Annotated in this window: 14 protein-coding genes; 8 read left to right on the forward strand and 6 right to left on the reverse strand. The window is 66.4% G+C overall.

Going from position 1 to position 19,356, the window contains the following annotated elements; genetic code table 11:
* Positions 1–4: 4 nt before the first annotated feature.
* From LC062_RS07360 to LC062_RS07380, 5 genes are all read right to left on the reverse strand, one after another.
* Complete coding sequence (locus tag LC062_RS07360; RefSeq protein ID WP_224910399.1) at positions 5–1,198, reverse strand: 2-aminoethylphosphonate--pyruvate transaminase; 1,194 nt, start codon at positions 1,196–1,198, stop codon at positions 5–7.
* Positions 1,199–1,434: 236 nt separating this feature from the next.
* Positions 1,435–3,099, reverse strand: a complete 1,665-nt coding sequence (locus LC062_RS07365) for a Na/Pi cotransporter family protein (protein WP_224910400.1) — start codon at positions 3,097–3,099, stop codon at positions 1,435–1,437.
* A gap of 265 nt (positions 3,100–3,364) precedes the next feature.
* Entirely contained in the window at positions 3,365–5,071 is a 1,707-nt protein-coding gene (locus tag LC062_RS07370; protein WP_224910401.1) for a putative 2-aminoethylphosphonate ABC transporter permease subunit, read from the reverse strand.
* Complete coding sequence (locus tag LC062_RS07375) at positions 5,068–6,261, reverse strand: putative 2-aminoethylphosphonate ABC transporter ATP-binding protein (RefSeq protein WP_224910402.1); 1,194 nt, start codon at positions 6,259–6,261, stop codon at positions 5,068–5,070. Before LC062_RS07375 ends, LC062_RS07370 begins: the two co-directional genes overlap by 4 nt.
* An 80-nt stretch (positions 6,262–6,341) precedes the next feature.
* A complete protein-coding gene (locus LC062_RS07380) occupies positions 6,342–7,379 on the reverse strand; it encodes a putative 2-aminoethylphosphonate ABC transporter substrate-binding protein (RefSeq protein ID WP_224910403.1) in 1,038 nt (345 codons plus the stop codon).
* Positions 7,380–7,616: 237 nt separating this feature from the next.
* Here LC062_RS07380 and LC062_RS07385 point away from each other — a divergent pair, with 237 nt between their 5' ends.
* Positions 7,617–8,501: a LysR substrate-binding domain-containing protein gene (locus LC062_RS07385; RefSeq protein WP_224910404.1), complete on the forward strand. Its 885-nt coding sequence runs from the start codon at positions 7,617–7,619 to the stop codon at positions 8,499–8,501.
* Positions 8,502–8,520: 19 nt separating this feature from the next.
* On the opposite strand, the gene LC062_RS07390 is transcribed toward LC062_RS07385, so the two are convergent.
* Positions 8,521–10,971 carry a GcvT family protein gene (locus tag LC062_RS07390; RefSeq protein ID WP_224910405.1) on the reverse strand — a complete coding sequence of 817 codons (2,451 nt, stop codon included), beginning with the start codon at positions 10,969–10,971 and terminating at the stop codon, positions 8,521–8,523.
* 168 nt (positions 10,972–11,139) lie between these two features.
* Between LC062_RS07390 and LC062_RS07395 the strand changes: the two genes are divergently transcribed.
* The 7 genes from LC062_RS07395 (at position 11,140) to urtE (ending at position 19,323) form a co-directional block, all read left to right on the forward strand.
* On the forward strand, positions 11,140–11,922 hold the full coding sequence (locus LC062_RS07395) for a DeoR/GlpR family DNA-binding transcription regulator (RefSeq protein ID WP_224910406.1): 783 nt from the start codon (positions 11,140–11,142) through the stop codon (positions 11,920–11,922).
* A gap of 119 nt (positions 11,923–12,041) precedes the next feature.
* Complete coding sequence (locus tag LC062_RS07400) at positions 12,042–13,274, forward strand: CaiB/BaiF CoA transferase family protein (RefSeq protein WP_224910407.1); 1,233 nt, start codon at positions 12,042–12,044, stop codon at positions 13,272–13,274.
* 245 nt (positions 13,275–13,519) lie between these two features.
* A complete protein-coding gene (gene urtA, locus LC062_RS07405; protein WP_224910408.1) occupies positions 13,520–14,815 on the forward strand; it encodes an urea ABC transporter substrate-binding protein in 1,296 nt (431 codons plus the stop codon).
* Positions 14,816–14,949: 134 nt separating this feature from the next.
* Positions 14,950–16,608, forward strand: coding sequence for an urea ABC transporter permease subunit UrtB (urtB, locus tag LC062_RS07410; protein ID WP_224910409.1), 1,659 nt, complete (start codon positions 14,950–14,952; stop codon positions 16,606–16,608).
* Between the two features lie 37 nt (positions 16,609–16,645).
* Complete coding sequence (gene urtC, locus LC062_RS07415) at positions 16,646–17,797, forward strand: urea ABC transporter permease subunit UrtC (protein ID WP_224910410.1); 1,152 nt, start codon at positions 16,646–16,648, stop codon at positions 17,795–17,797.
* 10 nt (positions 17,798–17,807) lie between these two features.
* Entirely contained in the window at positions 17,808–18,596 is a 789-nt protein-coding gene (gene urtD / locus LC062_RS07420) for an urea ABC transporter ATP-binding protein UrtD (RefSeq protein WP_224910411.1), read from the forward strand.
* Positions 18,597–18,621: 25 nt separating this feature from the next.
* Positions 18,622–19,323, forward strand: a complete 702-nt coding sequence (urtE, locus tag LC062_RS07425; protein ID WP_224910412.1) for an urea ABC transporter ATP-binding subunit UrtE — start codon at positions 18,622–18,624, stop codon at positions 19,321–19,323.
* The last annotated feature ends 33 nt before the right edge of the window (positions 19,324–19,356 follow it).

The following is a 19,356-nucleotide window of genomic DNA, read 5'->3' on the forward strand; positions in this document are numbered from 1 at the left end:
GCGCTCAGGCAACGAGCTTGGTGCGTTCTTCAAGGGCGATGGTCGGCGGCACGGCGCTGGACACGCCCATTTCGGCCAGGCACTCGGCGACGGCGGCGACGACCTTGCGCATCACCGGCGGATCCATCCGGCCGATGCAGCCGACGCGGAAGCTTTCCACCACCGTCAGCTTGCCGGGATAGATGATGAAGCCCTTGGCCTTCATCCGCGCGTAGAAGTCGGCAAAGCCGAAGGCCGGGTCGGCCGGGGTGAAGAAGGTGACGATGATCGGCGACAGCCAGCGCTCGCTGAGCAGGGTCTCGAAGCCGAGCCCGCGCATGCCCTCCACCAGCGTATCGCGATTGGCGGTGTAGCGGGCCAGACGTCCGGCCACCCCGCCTTCCTCACGGTGCTGGCGCAGCGCCTCGATGAAAGCGGCGACCACATGGGTCGGCGGGGTAAAGCGCCACTGGCCGGTCTTTTCCATATGCACCCATTGGGCATGAACATCGAGGCTGAGCGAGGAGCTGACGCCCTTGGCCTCTTCCAGCGCGCTTCTACGGGCGATGACGAAGCCGAAGCCCGGCACGCCCTCGATGCATTTGTTGGCCGAGGACACCATCGCCTCGAAGGCGATCTCGCCCACCTCCAGCGGCACCGCGCCGAAGGCGCTCATGCTGTCGACCAGGAGCTTGCGCCCATGCGCGGCCACCGTATCGGCGATTTCCCTGACCGGATTGAGAATGCCGGAACTGGTTTCGCAATGAACGACGATCACATGGGTGATGGCCGGATCGGCCTCCAGCGCCCGGGCGACCTCCTCTCCGCGCGGCGGCAGATAGTCGCCCTTGTCGATCACCGCATAGGCGCGTCCCAGATAGTCCAGCGTCTGGGCGGTGCGCTGGCCATAGGCACCGTTGATCAGCACCAAGGCCTTGCCATCGCGCGGCAGGAAGCTGCCGAGCATCGCCTCCACCGCGAAGGTGCCGCTGCCCTGCACCGGCACGCAGTCGTAATCCTCGCCGCCCGGCCCGATCAGCGCCAGCAACTCGCGGCGGAGCTGCGCCGTCATGGCGCGGAAGTCATCGTCCCAGGAGCCCCAGTCGCGCAGCATGGCCTTCTTCACCTCGTGCGAGGTGGTGAGGGGACCGGGCGTCAGCAGGTAAGGTTCGCCGCACAGCGGCGCGGGCAGGACGGCCTGCGAGCAATCAGTCGACATCGGATCAAAGCCTCCAGGCAAAAGGGATCGGCCGGGACCTGTTCGGCAGCCGCCAGCTAAGGCACCCAAGGCGCCCGCACGGCCCGTACCCGTCCGGTCCAGACGCCGCCCAATCGGGCGACCCCTGTTGACCGCCCGATGATGCGAGGAAGCGAAATATTTGTAAAATCGCTATTTCAAATGGATTTGAACGATTTCACTTATACATAAAATCCGGCCGTCGCGGACCCGCGAGGTCAGCCCTCGGCGACCGCCAGCCGGCTTTCCAGAAGGTCGCCGCTCTGGCTGAGGATCGGGTAGGCGATGGTGGCGATCAGCGAGTTGATCTGCTTGTAATGGCGGATCGTTTCCAGATGGATTTCACTGGTCTCGATGGCATTGATGCTGCCCTCGCGCAGGCGTTTCAGGTGCCGGGCGCTGCTGTCCCGCTCCAGTTGCCGCAGCCGGTCCTTTTCCTCCACCAGCTGCCGCGCGGTCTCCCGGTCGCCGGAAACCAGCAGATTGAGCGCCAGTTGCAGGTTGGACAAGACCCGCTGATGCAGGTCGGTCAGCTCCCGCCAGCCATCCTCGGAGAACGCCAGCCGCCGGTCCCGCCGCTTTTCCGCCAGCGCCAGGAGGTCCTTGACGATGATATCGCCCACATGCTCCAGGCTGATCGCATGGCCGGTCAGCTCGAAGCAACGCTGCGCGTCGGCCTGATCGAGGCGGGAGCGGGCCAGTTCCGTGAGATAGGTCTTGATCTCCGCCTGCGCCCGGTCGAGGTCGTCATCCAGCGCCCGGGTGCGGGCGATCAGCGGCGCCGAGCCGCTCTCATAAAGCTCCATCACCGGCGCCAGCATCCGCTGCACTGTCTCGCCCATGCCCAGCAACTCGCGGGTCGCGCCGGCAATCGCCAGATGCGGCACCTTGAGGGCGCCGCGGTCGAGCGCGCTGATGCGGGTCTCCGGCAGCTCTTCCTTTTCCGCCGCTGCCAGGCCGATCACCCCTTCGATGACCCGGGCCATCGGGTGACAGAGCGGCAGGCCAATCAGCAACAGGGTTGCGTTGAACAGGAGATGGGCGTTGACGATCTGCGCTGCGGCACTCGCGCCGAGCAGGTCGAGCGGCGGCGCCACGGTGACGAGCAGGAAGAGGGCCGCCAGCGAACCGCCGCCACGAAACACCATGTTGCCGATGACGATGCGCCGCGCCTCGATCGACGCGCCCCGGGTCAGCCCGAGGGCGATCAGCCCACCGCCGAAATTGGCGCCCAACGCCAGCGCGATGCCCAGATCGGCGGGCAACACGTTCTGCGCCGCCAGCGTCATGAACAGGAGGATCGCCCCGACGCTGGAATGCACCGCCCAGGTGAACAGCGCGCCGAGCAGGAAAGCGGTCAGGAAGTCGCCCGACAGATAGTCGACCACGAGGGCGAAGAAGGTGCCTTCGCGCAAGGGCGCCGTCGCCTCGCCCATCAACCGCAGGGACAACAGGATCAGGGCGATACCGACGAGAATGCGGCCGCTCTGGCGCTGTTCGCGGCTGCGTCCGTTGAGAAACAGCGCACCGCCGACGACCAGACAGATCGGCATCAGCCAGGAGATGTCATAAGCCAGAATGCGCACCACCAGCGCCGAGCCGAGATCCGCCCCCAGCATCAACGACAGCCCCACCGGCAAGCCCAGCAGGCCGCTGGCGGCGAAGCCGGCGCCCAGAACCGCCACGGCGGTGGAGCTTTGCAGCACCACGGCGGCGATGGTTCCACTGGCGGCCGCCTTCACCGCGCCAGTGCGGGCCCGGCCGATGGCCCGGCGCAATCCAGCCCCGTGTGCCCGCTCCACTCCGGTCCGCACCATCCGGACCGCGAAGAGCAGCAACGTAACGGCACCCGCCAAATGCAGCAGCATCAACGATACGGTCATGTTTCTGTCCTTCTTGCTTCAACCGCCGACCCGGGAATCGCCACGCCCCCGCCGCGCGGGTCGCGGGCAGGTTTCTCCGGTCGAATCGTCCAATATCACCCAGGATTGCGGTGGCTTTGCGACCTCCCGGGGCACTACACCCCGCCGGTCCGCGAAACCGGTGACACGCCCGCATGGGCGACCCTAACCGCTACATATGACAATCGGATCGGCCTTCCGCCGATCTGCCGCGCGCACCCACCTCGCAGATGCGCGCGGCGCTACTCTAGTGCCCGTCCCGCCGGCGCCAGACACTGGTTCGGCGCAGCAGGGAGCCGGTCGCCACCACCTGAACGAGCTTCACGCACACCGACGTCAGCACGATCATGATGGCCATCGCCGCCGCCGGCGCCTGATCGCCGACGTCATCCATGTTCAGGACGGCGATGGAGGCCAGTTTCGTATCCGGCGCATACAGGAACACCGCCGCCGAGACGGTCGTCATCGCATTCAGGAAAAGATAGATCGCCACGTCGATAATCAAGGGCAGGCAGATCGGCACATGCACCCGCCACATGGTCTTGTAGGCCGGCACCTTGAGCGAGGCGGAGACCGCTTCGAACTCCCGATCCACCTGCTTCAGCGCGGTGACGAAGGACAGGTGCGAGACCGTGTAGAAATGCACCACCGTCGACAGCACCAGGATCGCCATCGTGCCGTAGAACCCGCTCAGCGGATTGAGCGGATTGGAGAAGAAGAACACATAGGCAAGACCCAGCACCAGGCCGGGCACCGCCATCGGGATCATCGCCAGCATGTGCAGCAGACCGCGGGCAAACGGCAGCCCGTCCGACTTCTCGACGAAATAGGCGCCGAGGAAGATCACGCTGGTGCCGATCACCGCCGTCCAGGCGGCCATTTCCAGCGAATTGGTGAAGGAGGCCCAGCCGTTCGGGTCGATGGCGTTGAAGTCGTAATGCACCAGCGACAGGGTCAGATTGTACGGCCAGTAGGTCACCAGCGAGGCGAACACCGCCGTGCCGATGATGCCAATCAGGAACACCGCGACCAGCGAGCAAAAGGCGAGGAAGGCCCGGTCGCGGGTCTTGTTCGGCACCGGCACGTAAGGCACCGCCCGCGCCGAAAGCTGCGCCACCTGCTTGCGCCGCACGATCCGGTCGACGGAAAACGAGATGATCGCGGGGAACAGGAGGATCAGGCCGACGACGGCGCCCATGGAAAAGCTCTGCTGGCCGACCACCTGCTTGTAGATATCCGTCGCCAGAACATTGAAGTTGCCGCCAATCACCTTGGGCACGCCGAAATCGGTGATCGTCAGGGTGAAGACGACGAAGCCGGCGCTGATCAGCCCGTAGCGCGCGCCGGGAATGGTGATGGTCCAGAACGCCCGCCAGCGCGAGGTGCCCATCGCCTCCGCCGCCTCGTAGAGCCGCGCATCGGCGGTCGACAGCGCCGTTACCATGATCATCAGCACATGGGGAAACACATAGAAGGTGATGCCGAGCACGATGCCGATCGGCCCGTAGATCGAGTTGCCGAACAACAGCCCCTTGATCATCCCCTGATTGCCGAACAGATAGATCAGCGCAATCGCCGACAGCAGCGACGGCGCCAGGATCGGGATCATGGCAATCGCCCGGAACAGGCCGCGCCCGGGCATGCAGGTCCGGGTCAGCGCATAGGCGTAGCCGAAGGCGAGAAGACAGGCGAGAACCGTGACCACCAGGGCGATCTCGACCGAGTTGAAGATCGACTGGATCAACCCGGCGGACGAGAAGTACTTGGCGAAGTTGGCGAGCCCGACATAGGCGCCGAAGTCATCCTGTAGGCTCTTGATGAAGATCGTCGCCAGCGGCGCGGCGACGAAGACGATGAGCAGCCCGACGCCCGCCAGCAGTCCCAGCGTCGACACCAGACGGCCGCCGTCGATCGGCGCCCGCCCGGCAAAAGCGGTGCTGTCGGCTGCGCTCATGCCCCGGCCTCCGCCGCCGGCTGCGCCCGCCCGCCGGCGGTGCGTTCATCGCCGGGATAGACGCACAGCCGGTCTCTTGGCAGGGAAAACGGCAGCGTGCTGCCTTCGCTGATGCCGAAATCGCGCAGGATGTTGGCGGAAAGATCGGCGTCGAAGGCTTCCCCCTCAAAACCGTCGACCCGCACCCGTGCCCGGCTGAAGGAGCCGAGGAAGTCGATGCTCTCCACATAGCCGAGGAAGCGGTTTTCCGCCGTCTCTTCCAGCCCGCGGAACACCACGTCCTCGGGCCGGAAGCTGACCAGCACCTCGCTGGCCCGGTCCGGCACCTGGGCCGTGTCGAGCGACAGGGCCTGTTCGCCGATGCGCACCGAACCGTCCGCGCCGATGCGGCCACGCAACAGGTTCATGTGCCCGACGAAATCGGCGACGAAGGCGCTTTGCGGGCGGGAATAGACCTCCATCGGCGTGCCGACCTGCTCGATCTTGCCCTTGCTCATGACAACGACGATATCGGCGAGCGCCAGCGCCTCCTCCTGGTCGTGGGTCACCATCACGGTGGTGACGCCAAGCCGGCGCTGCAGGTCCTTCATCTCGTGGCGCAGATCCACCCGCACCTTGGCATCGAGCGCGCTCAACGGCTCATCGAGCAGCAACAGGCCCGGCTGCATCGCCAGCGCCCGCGCCAGTGCCACCCGCTGCTGTTCGCCGCCCGACAGCGCCGCCGGATACTTGCGCCCCGAGGTGGGCAGATGCACCAGTTCCAGGAGCTCCTGCACCCGCTTGGCGATTTCCGCCTTGGGCAGACCCTGATTGACCAGGCCATAGCCGACATTGGCGTTGACGGTGAGATTGGGAAACAGGGAATAGGACTGAAAGACGATGCCGAAATCGCGCTGCGAGGGCGGCAGGTTGGAGATATCCCGCCCGTCCTGGACGATCCGCCCCGAGGACTGGCGCTCCAGGCCGGCGATCGACCGCAGCAAGGTGGTCTTGCCGCAGCCCGAGGGGCCGAGGAAGCAGACGAACGAGCCGCGCTCGATCGTCAGCGAGATATCGGCAAGGGCCGAGAAGTCGCCGAAGCGCTTGCAGACGTCCCGGATTTCAAGAAACACATCGCTCTCCGCTGCCTCGGGTTCGGGCGACAGGCGCGCCGACTGGGCAAGGGCCGGGCGTTTCGCTGCCATGTTCATGACCGGCGATCCTTCCGAGCTGATTGGAAAGAAGGAAGAAGTCCGGCCGGACGCGCCGGCCGGTCTCGCTGATGTGCCGCTTATTTCGGCGCGGACTTCGAGCCGTAGCGCTTTTCCCACTCTTCAAGGATACGCTTGCGGTTTTCAGCCGCCCAGCCGAAATCGTTGTCGATCATCTTGTCCTGGATGTTCTCCGGGAAGTTATCGACCGGCTTGGCGATGCCCGGCATGGCCACCACCGCATAGGCCTCGTTGTACATCCGGTTGGCCTTTTCGGTAACGGACCAATCGGCGAAGGCCTTGGCGCCGGCCTTGTTCTTGGCCGTCTTCATGATGCCGAAGCTCTCAAGGTCCCAGCCGAGCCCCTCGGACGGGGCGATCACCGCCACCGGCGCGCCGTCGCTCTTGAGCTGTGCGCCCTTGTAGGCGAAGGAGACGCCGATCGGATATTCGCCGCGCCCGGCCATCTTGCACGGGGCGGAGCCGGAATGGGTGTAGATGCCGATGTTTTCGTGCAAGCCGTCCATGTAGGACCAGGCCATGTCCTCGCCCCAGATCTGCATCCAGCTCGACACATCGAGGAACCCGGTGCCCGAAGAGGCCGGGTTCGGCATGACGATATGACCCTTGTAGACCGGCTTCAGCAGATCCTGCCAGCTCGTCGGCATCGGCAGGCCCTTGGCCTCCGCCTCATAGGTGTTGACGCAGAGCGAAGCCACCCAGGCGCGCTGGCCGACCCAGCGCGGCGGCGACTGCTTGTCCATCAGCGCCGGCGACAGCTTGTCGACCCCGGCCGGTGCGTAGCCCTCCAGAAGGCCCCGGTCGGCCATCATCAGAAGGCTGGTGGCGGCAAGACCCCAGACGATATCCGCCGGCGAGTTCTCCCCCTCCGCCAGCAGCTTCGCCGTGATCACGCCGGTGGAATCGCGCACCCACTGGATTTCATAGTCCGGGTTGTCCGCCTCGAAGGCTTCGGCAAACCCGGTCAGCTCCTCCGGTTCGACCGCCGTGTAGACCGTGATCTTCTCCCGCGCCGCGGCCGCCTCGATGCCAATGGCGAGCGTGGCGACCGCGGCGAATCCTGCAATGCGGCCAAAGGTCTGTGCTACCGTTCCCATATAAGTCTCCATCCGCGAAGGTGATCGGTTCACTCGCCGCCCGGCAGGTTGTTTTGTCGTTTTGCCGGTGCGACTGGGCGCAAACCTTACGCTACAAGGAAACGATTGGCGAAGCCCATAAGTCAAATCGCTAATTTCGATACGACGTATCGCATGAATTAATATAAAAGACATCTGTGCGCCGAGCGCGCCTGTCTTGTCCAGGTGTTTGCCGGCATGAGAAATCGAGGACCCGGAATGCGGTATGTGCAGTTGCGCGCCTTTCACAACGTCGCCATGGCCGGCGGCTTTTCCAAGGCGGCGGATGTCCTCGGGCTGACCCAGCCGGCGGTCTCCGACCAGGTGCGCAAGCTGGAGGAAGAGTATGACATCGCGCTGTTTTACCGGAACAAGCGCCAGGTCTCGTTGACCGATACCGGACACGGGCTGCTGGAGATCACCCGGCGCATGTTCGATACGGAAAACCAGGCGATGGAGTTCTTGTCCGAGGCGCGGGACCTGCGCACCGGCAGCTTGCGCATCATCGCCGACAGCGCCCTTCACCTCCTGCATCTGCTGCCGCCGTTCAAGCAGCGCTATCCGGGCATCGAGATTTCCATTCGCAGCGGCAACACCGAAACCGTGCTCAAGGCGCTTGGCGACTATGCCGCCGATGTGGGCGTGCTCGGCGAGATGATCGAGCGTCCCGGCTTCAAGGCCAGGACCCTGGGCAGCGAACCGCTGATCGCCTTTGTCGCCCGCTCCCACCCCTGGAGCCAGCGGAGCGGGGCGACCCTTGCCGAAATCTGCTCCCAGCCGCTGATCCTGCGCGAGAACGGCTCCAAGACCCGGCAGAAGTTCGAGGATGAGGTGCACCGGCGTGGCCTGCCCCTGCAGATCGCCATCGAGGCGGAGGGGCGCGAGGCCGTGCGCGAGATCGTCGCCACCGGCCTTGGCGTCGGCGTCGTCTCCCAGGCCGAGTTCGGCCACGATCCGCGGCTGGCGATCATCCCGATCCTGGATGCCGACATGCACATGGAAGAAGCCCTGCTCTGCCTCAGCGAGCGCGCCCAGGCCAAGCTGATTTCCGCCTTCTTCGAAATCGCCGCCGAAAGCCGGACGGACGAACAGCCCACCGGCTGACGCAAGGCCCGCCCCCACTTCATGCCTTGATCCGGGCGCCGCGCGGGTCATAGGCCGGGCGAAGGGATGCGGTTGCCGGATAGCGCTGGCCGGCGATATCGACCTCCCATGTGCCGTCCGCGACATGGGCCGCATCGACACCGCCTTCGGCCCGCACCATCGCCAGCGCCACCGGCCCGCCGAGGGAGAAGCCATAGGCGGCGGAGCGCAGATCGCCCACCGGCTCTCCATTGCGCAGCACCAGTTCCCCGCCCCAGGCCACCGCCTGCGGATCGCCGACCACCAATTGCACGACCCGCCGGCGGGGCGGTGTCCCGCGACGCTCCAGCAGCGCCTCCCGGCCGATGAAGCCGCCAGGCTTGTCGAAATCGACGGCAAACGCGAGGCCGGCCTCGAACGGGGTGACATCCGGGTCGAGTTCCCGCCCCCAGGCCCGATAGCCCTTTTCCAGCCTCAGCCCCTCCAGCGCGTAGTAACCCGCGTCCCGCAGCCCGAGATCGGCACCGGCCTCGAACAGCGCGTCATAGACCCCGGCGGCGAATTCCGCCGGCACGTAGAGCTCAAAGCCAAGCTCGCCCACATAGGTCATGCGGTTGGCCAGCACCGTGGCATGGCCGAGATCGATCTCCCGGTGGCTGGCGAAGGGAAAGGCGTCACTGCCCAGATCCGCATCGGTCAGCCGGGAAAGCAGGGTGCGCGCCTGCGGCCCCATCACACTGAGGACCGCATGGGCGGAGGTGACATCGGTGAGCACCGCTGCGGCGCCTTCCGGGATCTGCCGGCGGATCCAGTCCGCATCCCGCACCGGCTGCGCGGTGCCGGTCACGATCAGGAAGCTGTCCGGCCCGCGCCGCATCACCGTCAGATCGCTTTCATAGCCACCGCGCGCATTGAAGAGCCCGGTGTAGACCGAGCGCCCCACCGGCACGTCCACATTGGCCCCGCAGATCCGGTTCAGCACCGTCACCGCGTCCTTGCCCTGAAACAGGAACTTGGCGAAGGAGGTCTGGTCGAACACCGCCACGGCCTCGCGCACGGCCCTGTGCTCGCGGCCCACCGCCTCGAACCAGTTCTGCCGACCGAAGGAATAGCGGGTCGCCCGCTCCTCCCCCGGCCCGGCGAACCAGTTGGCCCGCTCCCAGCCCATCTTCGAGCCGAACACCGCGCCCTTTGCCGCCAGCCGGTCATAGAGCGGCGATTTGCGCAAGGGGCGGGCGGTCTCCAGCTCCCGGTTCGGCCAGGGCATGGCGTAATGCAGGCCGAGCGTCTCCTTCACCCGGTCATGCAGCCAGCGCGGGTTGTTGTTGAACCGGCCGAAGCGGCGGATGTCGACCGGCCACAAGTCCTGGGTCGGCGCGCCGTTGACGATCCATTCGGCCAGCGCCATGCCGGCCCCGCCGGCGCTGGCGATGCCCATGGAGTTGAACCCGGCGCCGACGAAGAAATTACGCAAGGACGGCGCCTCGCCGAGAATGAAATTGTTGTCCGGCGTGAAGCTCTCCGGCCCGTTGTAGAACTGGCGGATTTCCGCCTTCTCCAGATCCGGGACCCGCTGCAGCGCGTTTTCCATCAGGATCTGGAACTGGTCCCAGTCGTCCGGCAGGAGCTGGAAGACGAAATCGTCGGGAATGCCTTCCATGCCCCAGGGCTTGGCCTCTGGCTCGAAGCCGCCCATGACGAGGCCGCCAACCTCTTCCTTGAAATAGATATAGCCGTCCGGATCGCGCATCACCGGCAGGTCCGGATGAACCCCGGCCATCTTGCCGGTGACGATATACATGTGCTCGGCCGAATGCAGCGGTACGTCGACGCCGCACATCGCTCCGACCTTGCGCGCCCATTGCCCGGCACAATTGACCACCGTCCGGGCGGTGATCGCCCCGTGATCGGTCTCAACGCCGGTGACCGCGCCCTTCGCCGTCGTCACGCCGGTGACCCGCACACCCTCGATGATCCGCGCGCCGCCCTGGCGCGCGCCCCGCGCCAGCGACTGGGTGAGGTCGGTCGGGTTGGCCTTGCCATCGCCCGGCAGCCACACCGCGCCAACCAGATCCTCCGTCGCCATCACCGGCCAGAGCGCGCCCGCTTCCGCCGGGCTCAGCACCTCGATCTCCACCCCTTGCGCCCGGGCAGAGGCGGCGGTGCGCCGCAGCACCGTCATCCGTTCCGCGCTGCGGGCAACGGTCAACGAGCCGCAGTTCTTCCAGCCGGTGGCAAGTCCGGTCTCCGCCTCCAGCCCGGCATACAGCTCGGTGGAGGCGCGGATCAGCCGGGTCATGCTCTCATGCGAGCGCAACTGGCCGACAAGGCCGGCCGCGTGCCAGGTGGTGCCGCCCGAGAGCTTGCCCTGTTCCAGCAGCACCACATCCCGCTTGCCGAGCTTCGTCAGGTGATAGGCGAGACTGGCGCCGACGATGCCGCCGCCAATGATGACGATTTCCGCCTGGGAGGGAACGGGTGCTGGCGACATGGCAGGGCTCCGATGCAGGTGATCCAACGGGATCAAGACAGATCACGCTTTGCAAAACTTTGCAAATATTTTCGTTATTTTGCAAAATTCGTGATATACCGGATTTGCCAACCGCGGCCTTCGGCGACCAGTCTCCGCGCGATGAAACCAGACAGGATCCTTGTTCAGGTGAGCGACACATCCCCTTTTCCCGCCGAGCACCGCCGGGCCTTGATCCTGGAGGAGCTGGACCGTCATCAGGCGGTGACGATCCGCGCCCTCAGCGACCGGCTTGGCGTCTCCCGCGAGACCCTGCGCAAGGACATCGCCCTCTTGGCCGAGGCCAATTGCCTGCGCCAGGTGCGCGGCGGCGCGGTGATCGCCGATGCGCAGGAACCGCCAGTGGAGGAGCGCACCCAGACCAACCCGGAGGGCAAACGGGCGATGGCCCGCCATGCCGCCGGCCTCGTTGCCGACAACGCCTCGGTGCTGATCGATTCCGGCACCAGCACCCGGATGCTGGCCGAGCTGCTGGCCCGGCGCAGCGGCCTCAGCATCTTCACCAACGATCTGCGCATCGCCCTTGATCTCAGGGCCAGCGCCCGCGCCGTGCATGTGCTGGGCGGACAACTCGGCACGGATGAGGAAGCGACCCAGGGGCTCGATGCCATCGACATGCTGCGCGGCTACACCGTCGACATTGCCTTTGTCGGCGTTGGCGGGCTCAGCGCCGACCGGCTGGTGTCCGACTTCAGCCGAGATGGCGCCGCCCTGCGCTGTGCCATGCTCGCCGCTGCCCGCCGCCCCGTGCTGCTGGCCGACCACAGCAAGATCGACCGGCCCGCCCCCGTCCGGCTGACCGATATCCCCACAGGGACCCGGCTGATCACCGACCGGCCGCCCACCCCGCCTCTGACCCAGGCGCTGGAGAGCGCCGGAATGACCCTCGATATCGCCCCCGACATCACCTGACCACACACCCGAAAGCAGCAAGACCGGGAGGAATGGGGTCGGGACCGCAAGTCATTGGACGTCCGCCCCCGCCGGGGCTATGACCGAAGACAAGATCATTCCCAGTGGTGAGCGACTTCATGACCGGCCCTCTTTCCCATCTGCGTGTTCTCGACCTGTCGCGGGTTCTTGCCGGACCCTGGTCCACCCAGGCGCTCGCCGACATGGGCGCCGAGGTGATCAAGATCGAACGGCCCGGCGCCGGCGACGACACCCGGGGCTGGGGCCCTCCCTTCCTCAAGGACGCGGACGGCAACGAGACCCGGGAAAGCGCCTATTTCCTCTCCGCCAACCGGGGCAAGAAATCGGTCGCCGTCGACCTCTCGCGCGAGGAAGGCCGGCACCTGGTGCTGGAGATCGCCAAGCGCTCCGACATTCTGGTGGAGAATTACAAGCTCGGCGGGCTGAAGAAATACGGGCTCGACTATGACAGCCTGAAAGAGGTCAATCCGCGCCTGATCTATTGCTCGATCACCGGCTTCGGTCAGACCGGCCCCTATGCCGCCCGCGCCGGCTACGATTTCATGATCCAGGGCATGGGCGGGCTGATGTCGGTCACCGGCGAGGCCGACGGCCGGCCCGGCGGCGGACCGCAGAAGGTCGGCGTCGCCCTGACCGACATTCTCACCGGGCTTTACGCCACCATCGGCATTCTCGGCGCGCTCGCCGAGCGTGAGCGCTCCGGTGAAGGCCAGCACATCGACCTGGCGCTGTTCGATGTTCAGGTCGCCGCCCTTGCCAACCAGTCGCTCAACTATCTGGTGTCCGGCACCGCCCCCGTGCGGCTGGGCAATGCCCATCCCAACATCGTGCCCTATCAGGCGTTCGAGACCGCCGATGGCCATCTCATTCTCGCCGTCGGCAATGACGGGCAGTTCGCCCGCTTCTGCGAGATCGCCGGCCGGCCGGAACTGGCCACCGATCCGCGCTACCTCAGCAATCAGGCGCGGGTCGCCAACCGGGACACCCTGGTGCCGCAGATCGCCGAGATGCTGACCAAGCGCACCACCGCCGACTGGATCGCCGCGCTGGAAACCGCCGGCGTTCCTTGCGGCCCGATCAATACCATCGCCGAGGTGTTCCAGGAGCCGCAGGCGCTGGCGCGCGGCCTCGCCACCCAGATGGCCCACGCCAGTGGCGCCACCGCGCCCGGTGTCGCCAGCCCCTTGCGCTTCTCCCGCACGCCGGTGAACGACAAGGTCGCCCCGCCGATGCTCGGCCAGCACACCCGCCAGGTTCTCGCCGAGGTGCTTGGGCTCAGCGAGACGGAAATCGGTGCTCACGAGGCCGAGGGCACCGTCGCCGCTGGGTAGCCCGCCGCCGACCAGGTTGCACTGCAAGATTTCTGTGCAATTTTTCGCTGCAGCGCAAAATTCTGCGGCGCAGCCGGGCACGCCGCCCTTCCCTCCGGCGTGCCCGTCGGCCTGCGGGCTTTCGAACCAAGCCATTCAATTAATTTGACAATTCCCGCCGATAAACATTTCCCCTGCATCTGGCATGCATCTTGAAGTCCCCTCTTGTCATGCCGGTGACGGCGACATGAGACAGGGGGACAGCGATGACTGCGGCGGTATTGAAGACAACGGCGGGCCTGGCGCTTGCGGCACTTCTGGCGACGGCAACGCCCCAGGGCCTGCGCGCCGAGGACACCATCAAGATCGGCATCCTGCATTCGCTTTCGGGAACCATGGCGATTTCCGAGACGACCCTGAAGGATGCCGTGCTGATGCTGATCGAGGAGCAGAACCGCAAGGGCGGCGTGCTCGGCAAGAAGCTGGAGGCGGTGGTTGTCGATCCGGCCTCCGACTGGCCGCTGTTCGCCGAAAAGGCGCGGGAGCTGATCGAGGTCGAGAAGGTCGCCGCCGTCTTCGGCTGCTGGACCTCCGTATCGCGCAAATCGGTGCTGCCGGTGTTCGAGGAGCTGAACGGGCTGCTGTTCTACCCGCTCCAGTATGAGGGCGAGGAAAGCCAGCGCAACGTGTTCTACACCGGCGCGGCGCCGAACCAGCAGGCGATCCCCGCCGTCGAATACCTGATGCAGGAGGAAGGGGTGGAACGCTGGGTGCTGGCCGGCACCGACTATGTCTATCCGCGCACCACCAACAAGATCCTGGAGACCTACCTGAAGTCCAAGGGCGTTGCCGCCGAGGACATCATGATCAGCTACACCCCGTTCGGCCACAGCGACTGGCAGACCATCGTCGCCGATATCAAGGCCTTCGGCTCGGCCGGCAAGAAGACCGCCGTGGTCTCCACCATCAATGGCGATGCCAATGTCCCCTTCTACAAGGAGCTGGGCAATGCCGGCATCAAGGCGGAGGACATTCCGGTCATCGCCTTTTCCGTCGGCGAGGAGGAACTGGCCGGGCTCGACACCGGCCCGCTGGTCGGCCATCTCGCCGCCTGGAACTACTTCCAGTCGGTCGACACGGAAGCGAACGCCGCCTTCGTCGAGACCTGGCGCGCCTTCACCGGCGACGGCGAACGGGTCACCAACGATCCGATGGAGGCCCATTACCTCGGCTTCAACATGTGGGTGAAGGCGGTGGAGAAGGCCGGCAGCACCGAACCGGATGCGGTGATCGACGCCATCGTCGGCGTCACCGTGCCCAACCTCAGCGGCGGCTATTCGGCGATGATGCCGAACCACCACATCACCAAGCCGGTGCTGATCGGCGAGATCCAGGACGATGGCCAGTTCGAGACAGTCTGGGAAACGCCCGGGCTCGTGGTCGGCGATGCCTGGTCCGATTATCTGGACGGCTCCAGGGACCTGATCGCCGATTGGCGCCCGCCGATGGCCTGCGGAAACTTCAACACCGCAACGGGTAAGTGCGGCGGTTCGGGCAGCTGACAGGCGCCTGACCTTCGCATCCAGAGGGAGGGGGGCGGACAATGTATCCGCCTCCCCCGACCTTGCCTCGCGCTGCGCTCAACGCCGGCGCCGCCGCATCGGCTCCGCCCGCACCCAAGTCGTCCAGAGGTCCCATGATCCGAGCTTGCCTTTTGCCTCCGGCCCAGGCGATCCCCGCCCTTCGTGCCCTGCTGCTCCTCGCCCTCGTGCTGGGCGCCTCCCTTGCCGGCAGCCTGGCCCGCGCCGAGGAAAGCGCCGATCTGCGCGCGGCCATCGCCGCATTGGCGAAGGGTTCCTTTGCTGAGACCGAGAAACGGATCGCCGCGCTCGCCGCCCTTGGCGATGCCCGTGCCGTCCCGGCGCTGGAAGCGCTCGCTGGCGGAGATCTTTACCGCCGCGAGGCCGATGGCGCGGTCTTCATCGCCCGCAGCGCCGGCGGCGGCTATCGGCTCACCGAACCGCTGAGCTTGCAAGACGTCGGCACCGCCGGACGCCGCGAGGTCAAGAAGATCCGCGTCAACAACCGGCTGCGGCGGACAATCCGCGCCGCCCTTGGCGCCCTCACCTTGAGCGCGTCCGATCCGGCCCGACGACTTGCGGCCGCCAAAGCGATCCTCAAGACCCGCGATGGGGAAGCGGTCGAAGCGCTGGACCAGGCACTTGCCCGCGAGACCGATCCTCAGGTGGCCGCCGTCATGCAGGCCGCACGGGCGGCGGCGGTGCTGGCCTCCGACCGCAGCGCCGAGGAAAAGAGCGCGGCCATCGACCTGCTCGCCGCCCGCGGCGACCGCGAGGCCATGGCAATTGTCGCAAGCATCGCCACCGCCGGGGACGCGCCCCTTGCGGCGCAGGCCAAGGCTGCCGTCGCCCGCATGGAACGAAGCCAGGCGCTGTGGGATGTCGCCCGCAACATCTGGTACGGCCTGTCGCTCGGCTCGGTGCTGCTGCTGGCGGCCATCGGCCTTGCCATCACCTTCGGCGTGATGGGGGTCATCAACATGGCCCATGGCGAGATGGTGATGCTCGGCGCCTACACCGCCTTCATGGTGCAGGGCCTTTTCGGCGCGCTCGCGCCGGGGCTGATCGACTATGCCCTGGTGGTCGCCCTGCCCGCCGCCTTCCTCGTCACCGGCCTTGTCGGCATCGCCATCGAGCGCGGCGTGATCCGCTTTCTCCATGCCCGGCCGCTGGAAACCCTGCTTGCCACCTGGGGGGTGTCTCTGATCCTGCAACAGGGGGTGCGCACCCTCTTCGGCCCGACCAACCGGGAGGTCGGCAGCCCCTCCTTCATGTCCGGCGCCTTCGAACTCGGCCAGCTGACCATCACCTACAACCGGCTGTGGATCCTCGTCTTCTCGCTCACCCTGTTCGCCGCGCTGATCGCGGCGATGAGGAAGACCCGCTTCGGCCTGACCATCCGCGCCGTCACCCAGAACCGGCGCATGGCCGCCTCCATGGGCATCCGCACGCCGCTGGTCGACGCGCTCACCTTCGGGCTCGGCTCCGGCATCGCCGGCATTGCCGGCGTCGCCCTGTCGCAGATCGACAATGTGTCGCCCAACCTCGGCCAATCCTACATCATCGACAGCTTCATGGTGGTGGTGTTCGGCGGGGTCGGCAATCTCTGGGGGACCCTGCTCGGGGCCATGAGCCTTGGCATCGCCAACAAGTTCCTGGAGCCCTTCGCCGGCGCCGTGCTGGCCAAGATCCTGGTCCTCGTCTTCCTCATCCTGTTCATCCAGAAGCGCCCGCGCGGCCTGTTCGCCCTCAAGGGGCGGGCGGTGGAGGCATGACGCGCGCACGCGGCAAAACGCCAGAAAGGCCGGCCCCATGACACGACGGTTCTTCACCCATGGCATGACCCGGGGCAGCTGGGTCTTCCTGGCGCTGCTGGCGGCGGCCGGTGTGCTCGTTCCGGCTCTGAACCTCGGCCTCCCCGCAGGGCACCCCCTGCACATGCCGACCTATGCGGTGACGCTTTCCGGCAAGTACCTGACCTATGCGCTGCTGGCGCTGGCGCTCGATCTGGTCTGGGGCTATTGCGGCATCCTCTCCCTTGGCCATGCCGCCTTCTTCGCCCTTGGCGGCTATGCCATGGGCATGTACCTGATGCGGCAGATCGGCCCGCGCGGCGTCTATGGCGATCCGCTGTTGCCGGATTTCATGGTCTTCCTCGACTGGCAGGAACTGCCCTGGTACTGGCTCGGCTTCGACGCCTTTCCCGTCGCCCTGGCGATGGCGCTTGTTGTCCCCGGCCTCCTCGCCTTCGTCTTCGGCTGGTTCGCCTTTCGCGCCCGCGTCGGCGGCGTCTACCTGTCGATCATCACCCAGGCGATGACCTACGCGCTGCTGCTGGCGTTCTTCCGCAACGACATGGGCTTTGGCGGCAACAACGGCCTGACCGATTTCAAGGAGATTCTCGGCTTCGACCTGCAGTCCGATGCGACCCGCGCCGGGCTGTTCGCCGCCTCGGCGCTCGCCCTCGGCCTTGCCTTCGTGCTGTGCGTCGCCATCACCTCCTCAAGGCTCGGCAAGGTGCTGGTTGCCGTGCGCGACGCGGAAAGCCGCACCCGTTTCCTCGGCTATCGGGTCGAGCACTACAAGCTGTTCGTCTGGACCGTTTCGGCGATGATGGCCGGGCTCGCCGGCGCCCTCTACGTGCCCCAGGTCGGCATCATCAACCCGGGCGAATTCGCCCCGGCCAACTCCATCGAGGCGGTGATCTGGGTGGCCATCGGCGGGCGCGGCACGCTGGTCGGCCCGGTCCTTGGCGCCGGCCTGGTGAATTTCGCCAAGAGCTGGTTCACCGCCGCCCTGCCCGAACTCTGGCTCTTCGCCCTCGGCGCGCTGTTCATCGCCGTGACCCTGTTCCTGCCCAAGGGCCTTGTCGGCAGCCTGCCTCGCTTGTGGGCCAACGCCACCAGCGCCCGATCCAAGGCCCCGCCTGACGCGCGCACCAAGGCGCCGGCGGCGGCGGAGTAGGAGAATGACCATGCCCCACCATGCCCCCCCAACCATGCCCGGCCAGCCCGATCCTCACCGGCATGACACCCTGCTCTATCTCGACGGGGTCAGTGTCGCCTTCGACGGCTTCCAGGCGCTGAACAACCTCTCAATGGTGGTCGCGCGCACGGAGATGCGCGCGGTCATCGGCCCGAACGGCGCCGGCAAGACCACCATGATGGATGTCATCACCGGCAAGACCCGGCCCGACAGCGGCACCCTGCGCTTCGGCGAGACCATCGACCTCACCCGCCATGACGAAGCGGACATCGCCGGCTTCGGCATTGGCCGCAAGTTCCAGAAACCGACCGTGTTCGAAAGCCACACGGTGGAGGACAACCTGGCGCTGGCGCTGAAGGGCCGGCGCGGCCCCTTCGCCGCCCTGTTCCATGTGACAGGCGATGACGAACGCCAGCGCATCGACGACCTGCTGTCGCTGATCCGCCTGGCGCACCTGCGGGCCGCGCCGGCCGGCGGGCTCAGCCATGGCCAGAAGCAATGGCTGGAGATCGGCATGCTGCTGGCCCAGGACCCGCAGCTTCTCCTGATCGACGAACCCGCCGCCGGCATGACCGATGCGGAAACGGCGGCCACCGCCGAGCTGTTGCGCGACATCGCCCGGACCCACTCGGTGGTGGTGGTCGAACATGACATGGCGTTCGTGCGGGCGCTCGATGTCAAGGTGACCGTGCTGCACGAGGGATCGGTGCTGGCCGAAGGCTCGCTCGACCATGTCTCAGCAAACCGGAAGGTGATCGATGTCTATCTCGGACGCTAGCGGACACCGGCCCGACCCGAGGGCCATGGGCACATTGACCGTCGAGGCCATCGACCTCTCCTATGGCGCTGCGCAAGCGCTGAAGGGCGTCAGCCTTCAGGCCGAGCCCGGCCGGATCACCTGTCTGATGGGCCGCAACGGCGTTGGCAAGACCTCCACCTTGCGCGCCATTGCCGGCCAGCAGCCGATTTCCGGCGGCCGCATCCTCTGGCGCGGCGCGGATATCGCGCACCTGCCCGCCCATCGGCGGGCGCGGCAGGGCATTGCCCTGGTGCCGCAGGGGCGCGACATCTTCCCCCAGCTCACCGTTCGCGAGAACCTGGAGACCGGTTTCGCCCCGCTCCCACGGGCCAGCCGGTTCATTCCCGATACCGTGTTCGAGCTGTTTCCGATCCTTGCCGACATGCTGCACCGGCGCGGCGGCGACCTTTCCGGCGGACAGCAACAGCAACTGGCGATCGGCCGGGCGATGGTCATGCGGCCATCGCTGCTGCTGCTCGACGAGCCGACGGAAGGCATCCAGCCGTCCGTGATCAAGGACATCGGCCGGGCGATTTCCTATCTGCGCGAAACCGGCGAGATGGCGATCCTGCTGGTGGAACAGTATTTCGAGTTCGCCCGCGATCTCGCCGACCGGTTCGCGGTGATGGATCGGGGCACCATCGTCCTTTCCGGCGAGAAATCCGATCTGGACGAACAGGCGGTGCGCGCCCATCTCACTGTCTGATCGAATCACTGTCTGATCGAACGGCAGTGCCGC

Origin of the sequence: Stappia indica (assembly GCF_020177335.1) — a bacterium.
Taxonomy (GTDB): Bacteria; Pseudomonadota; Alphaproteobacteria; order Rhizobiales; family Stappiaceae; genus Stappia; species Stappia indica_B.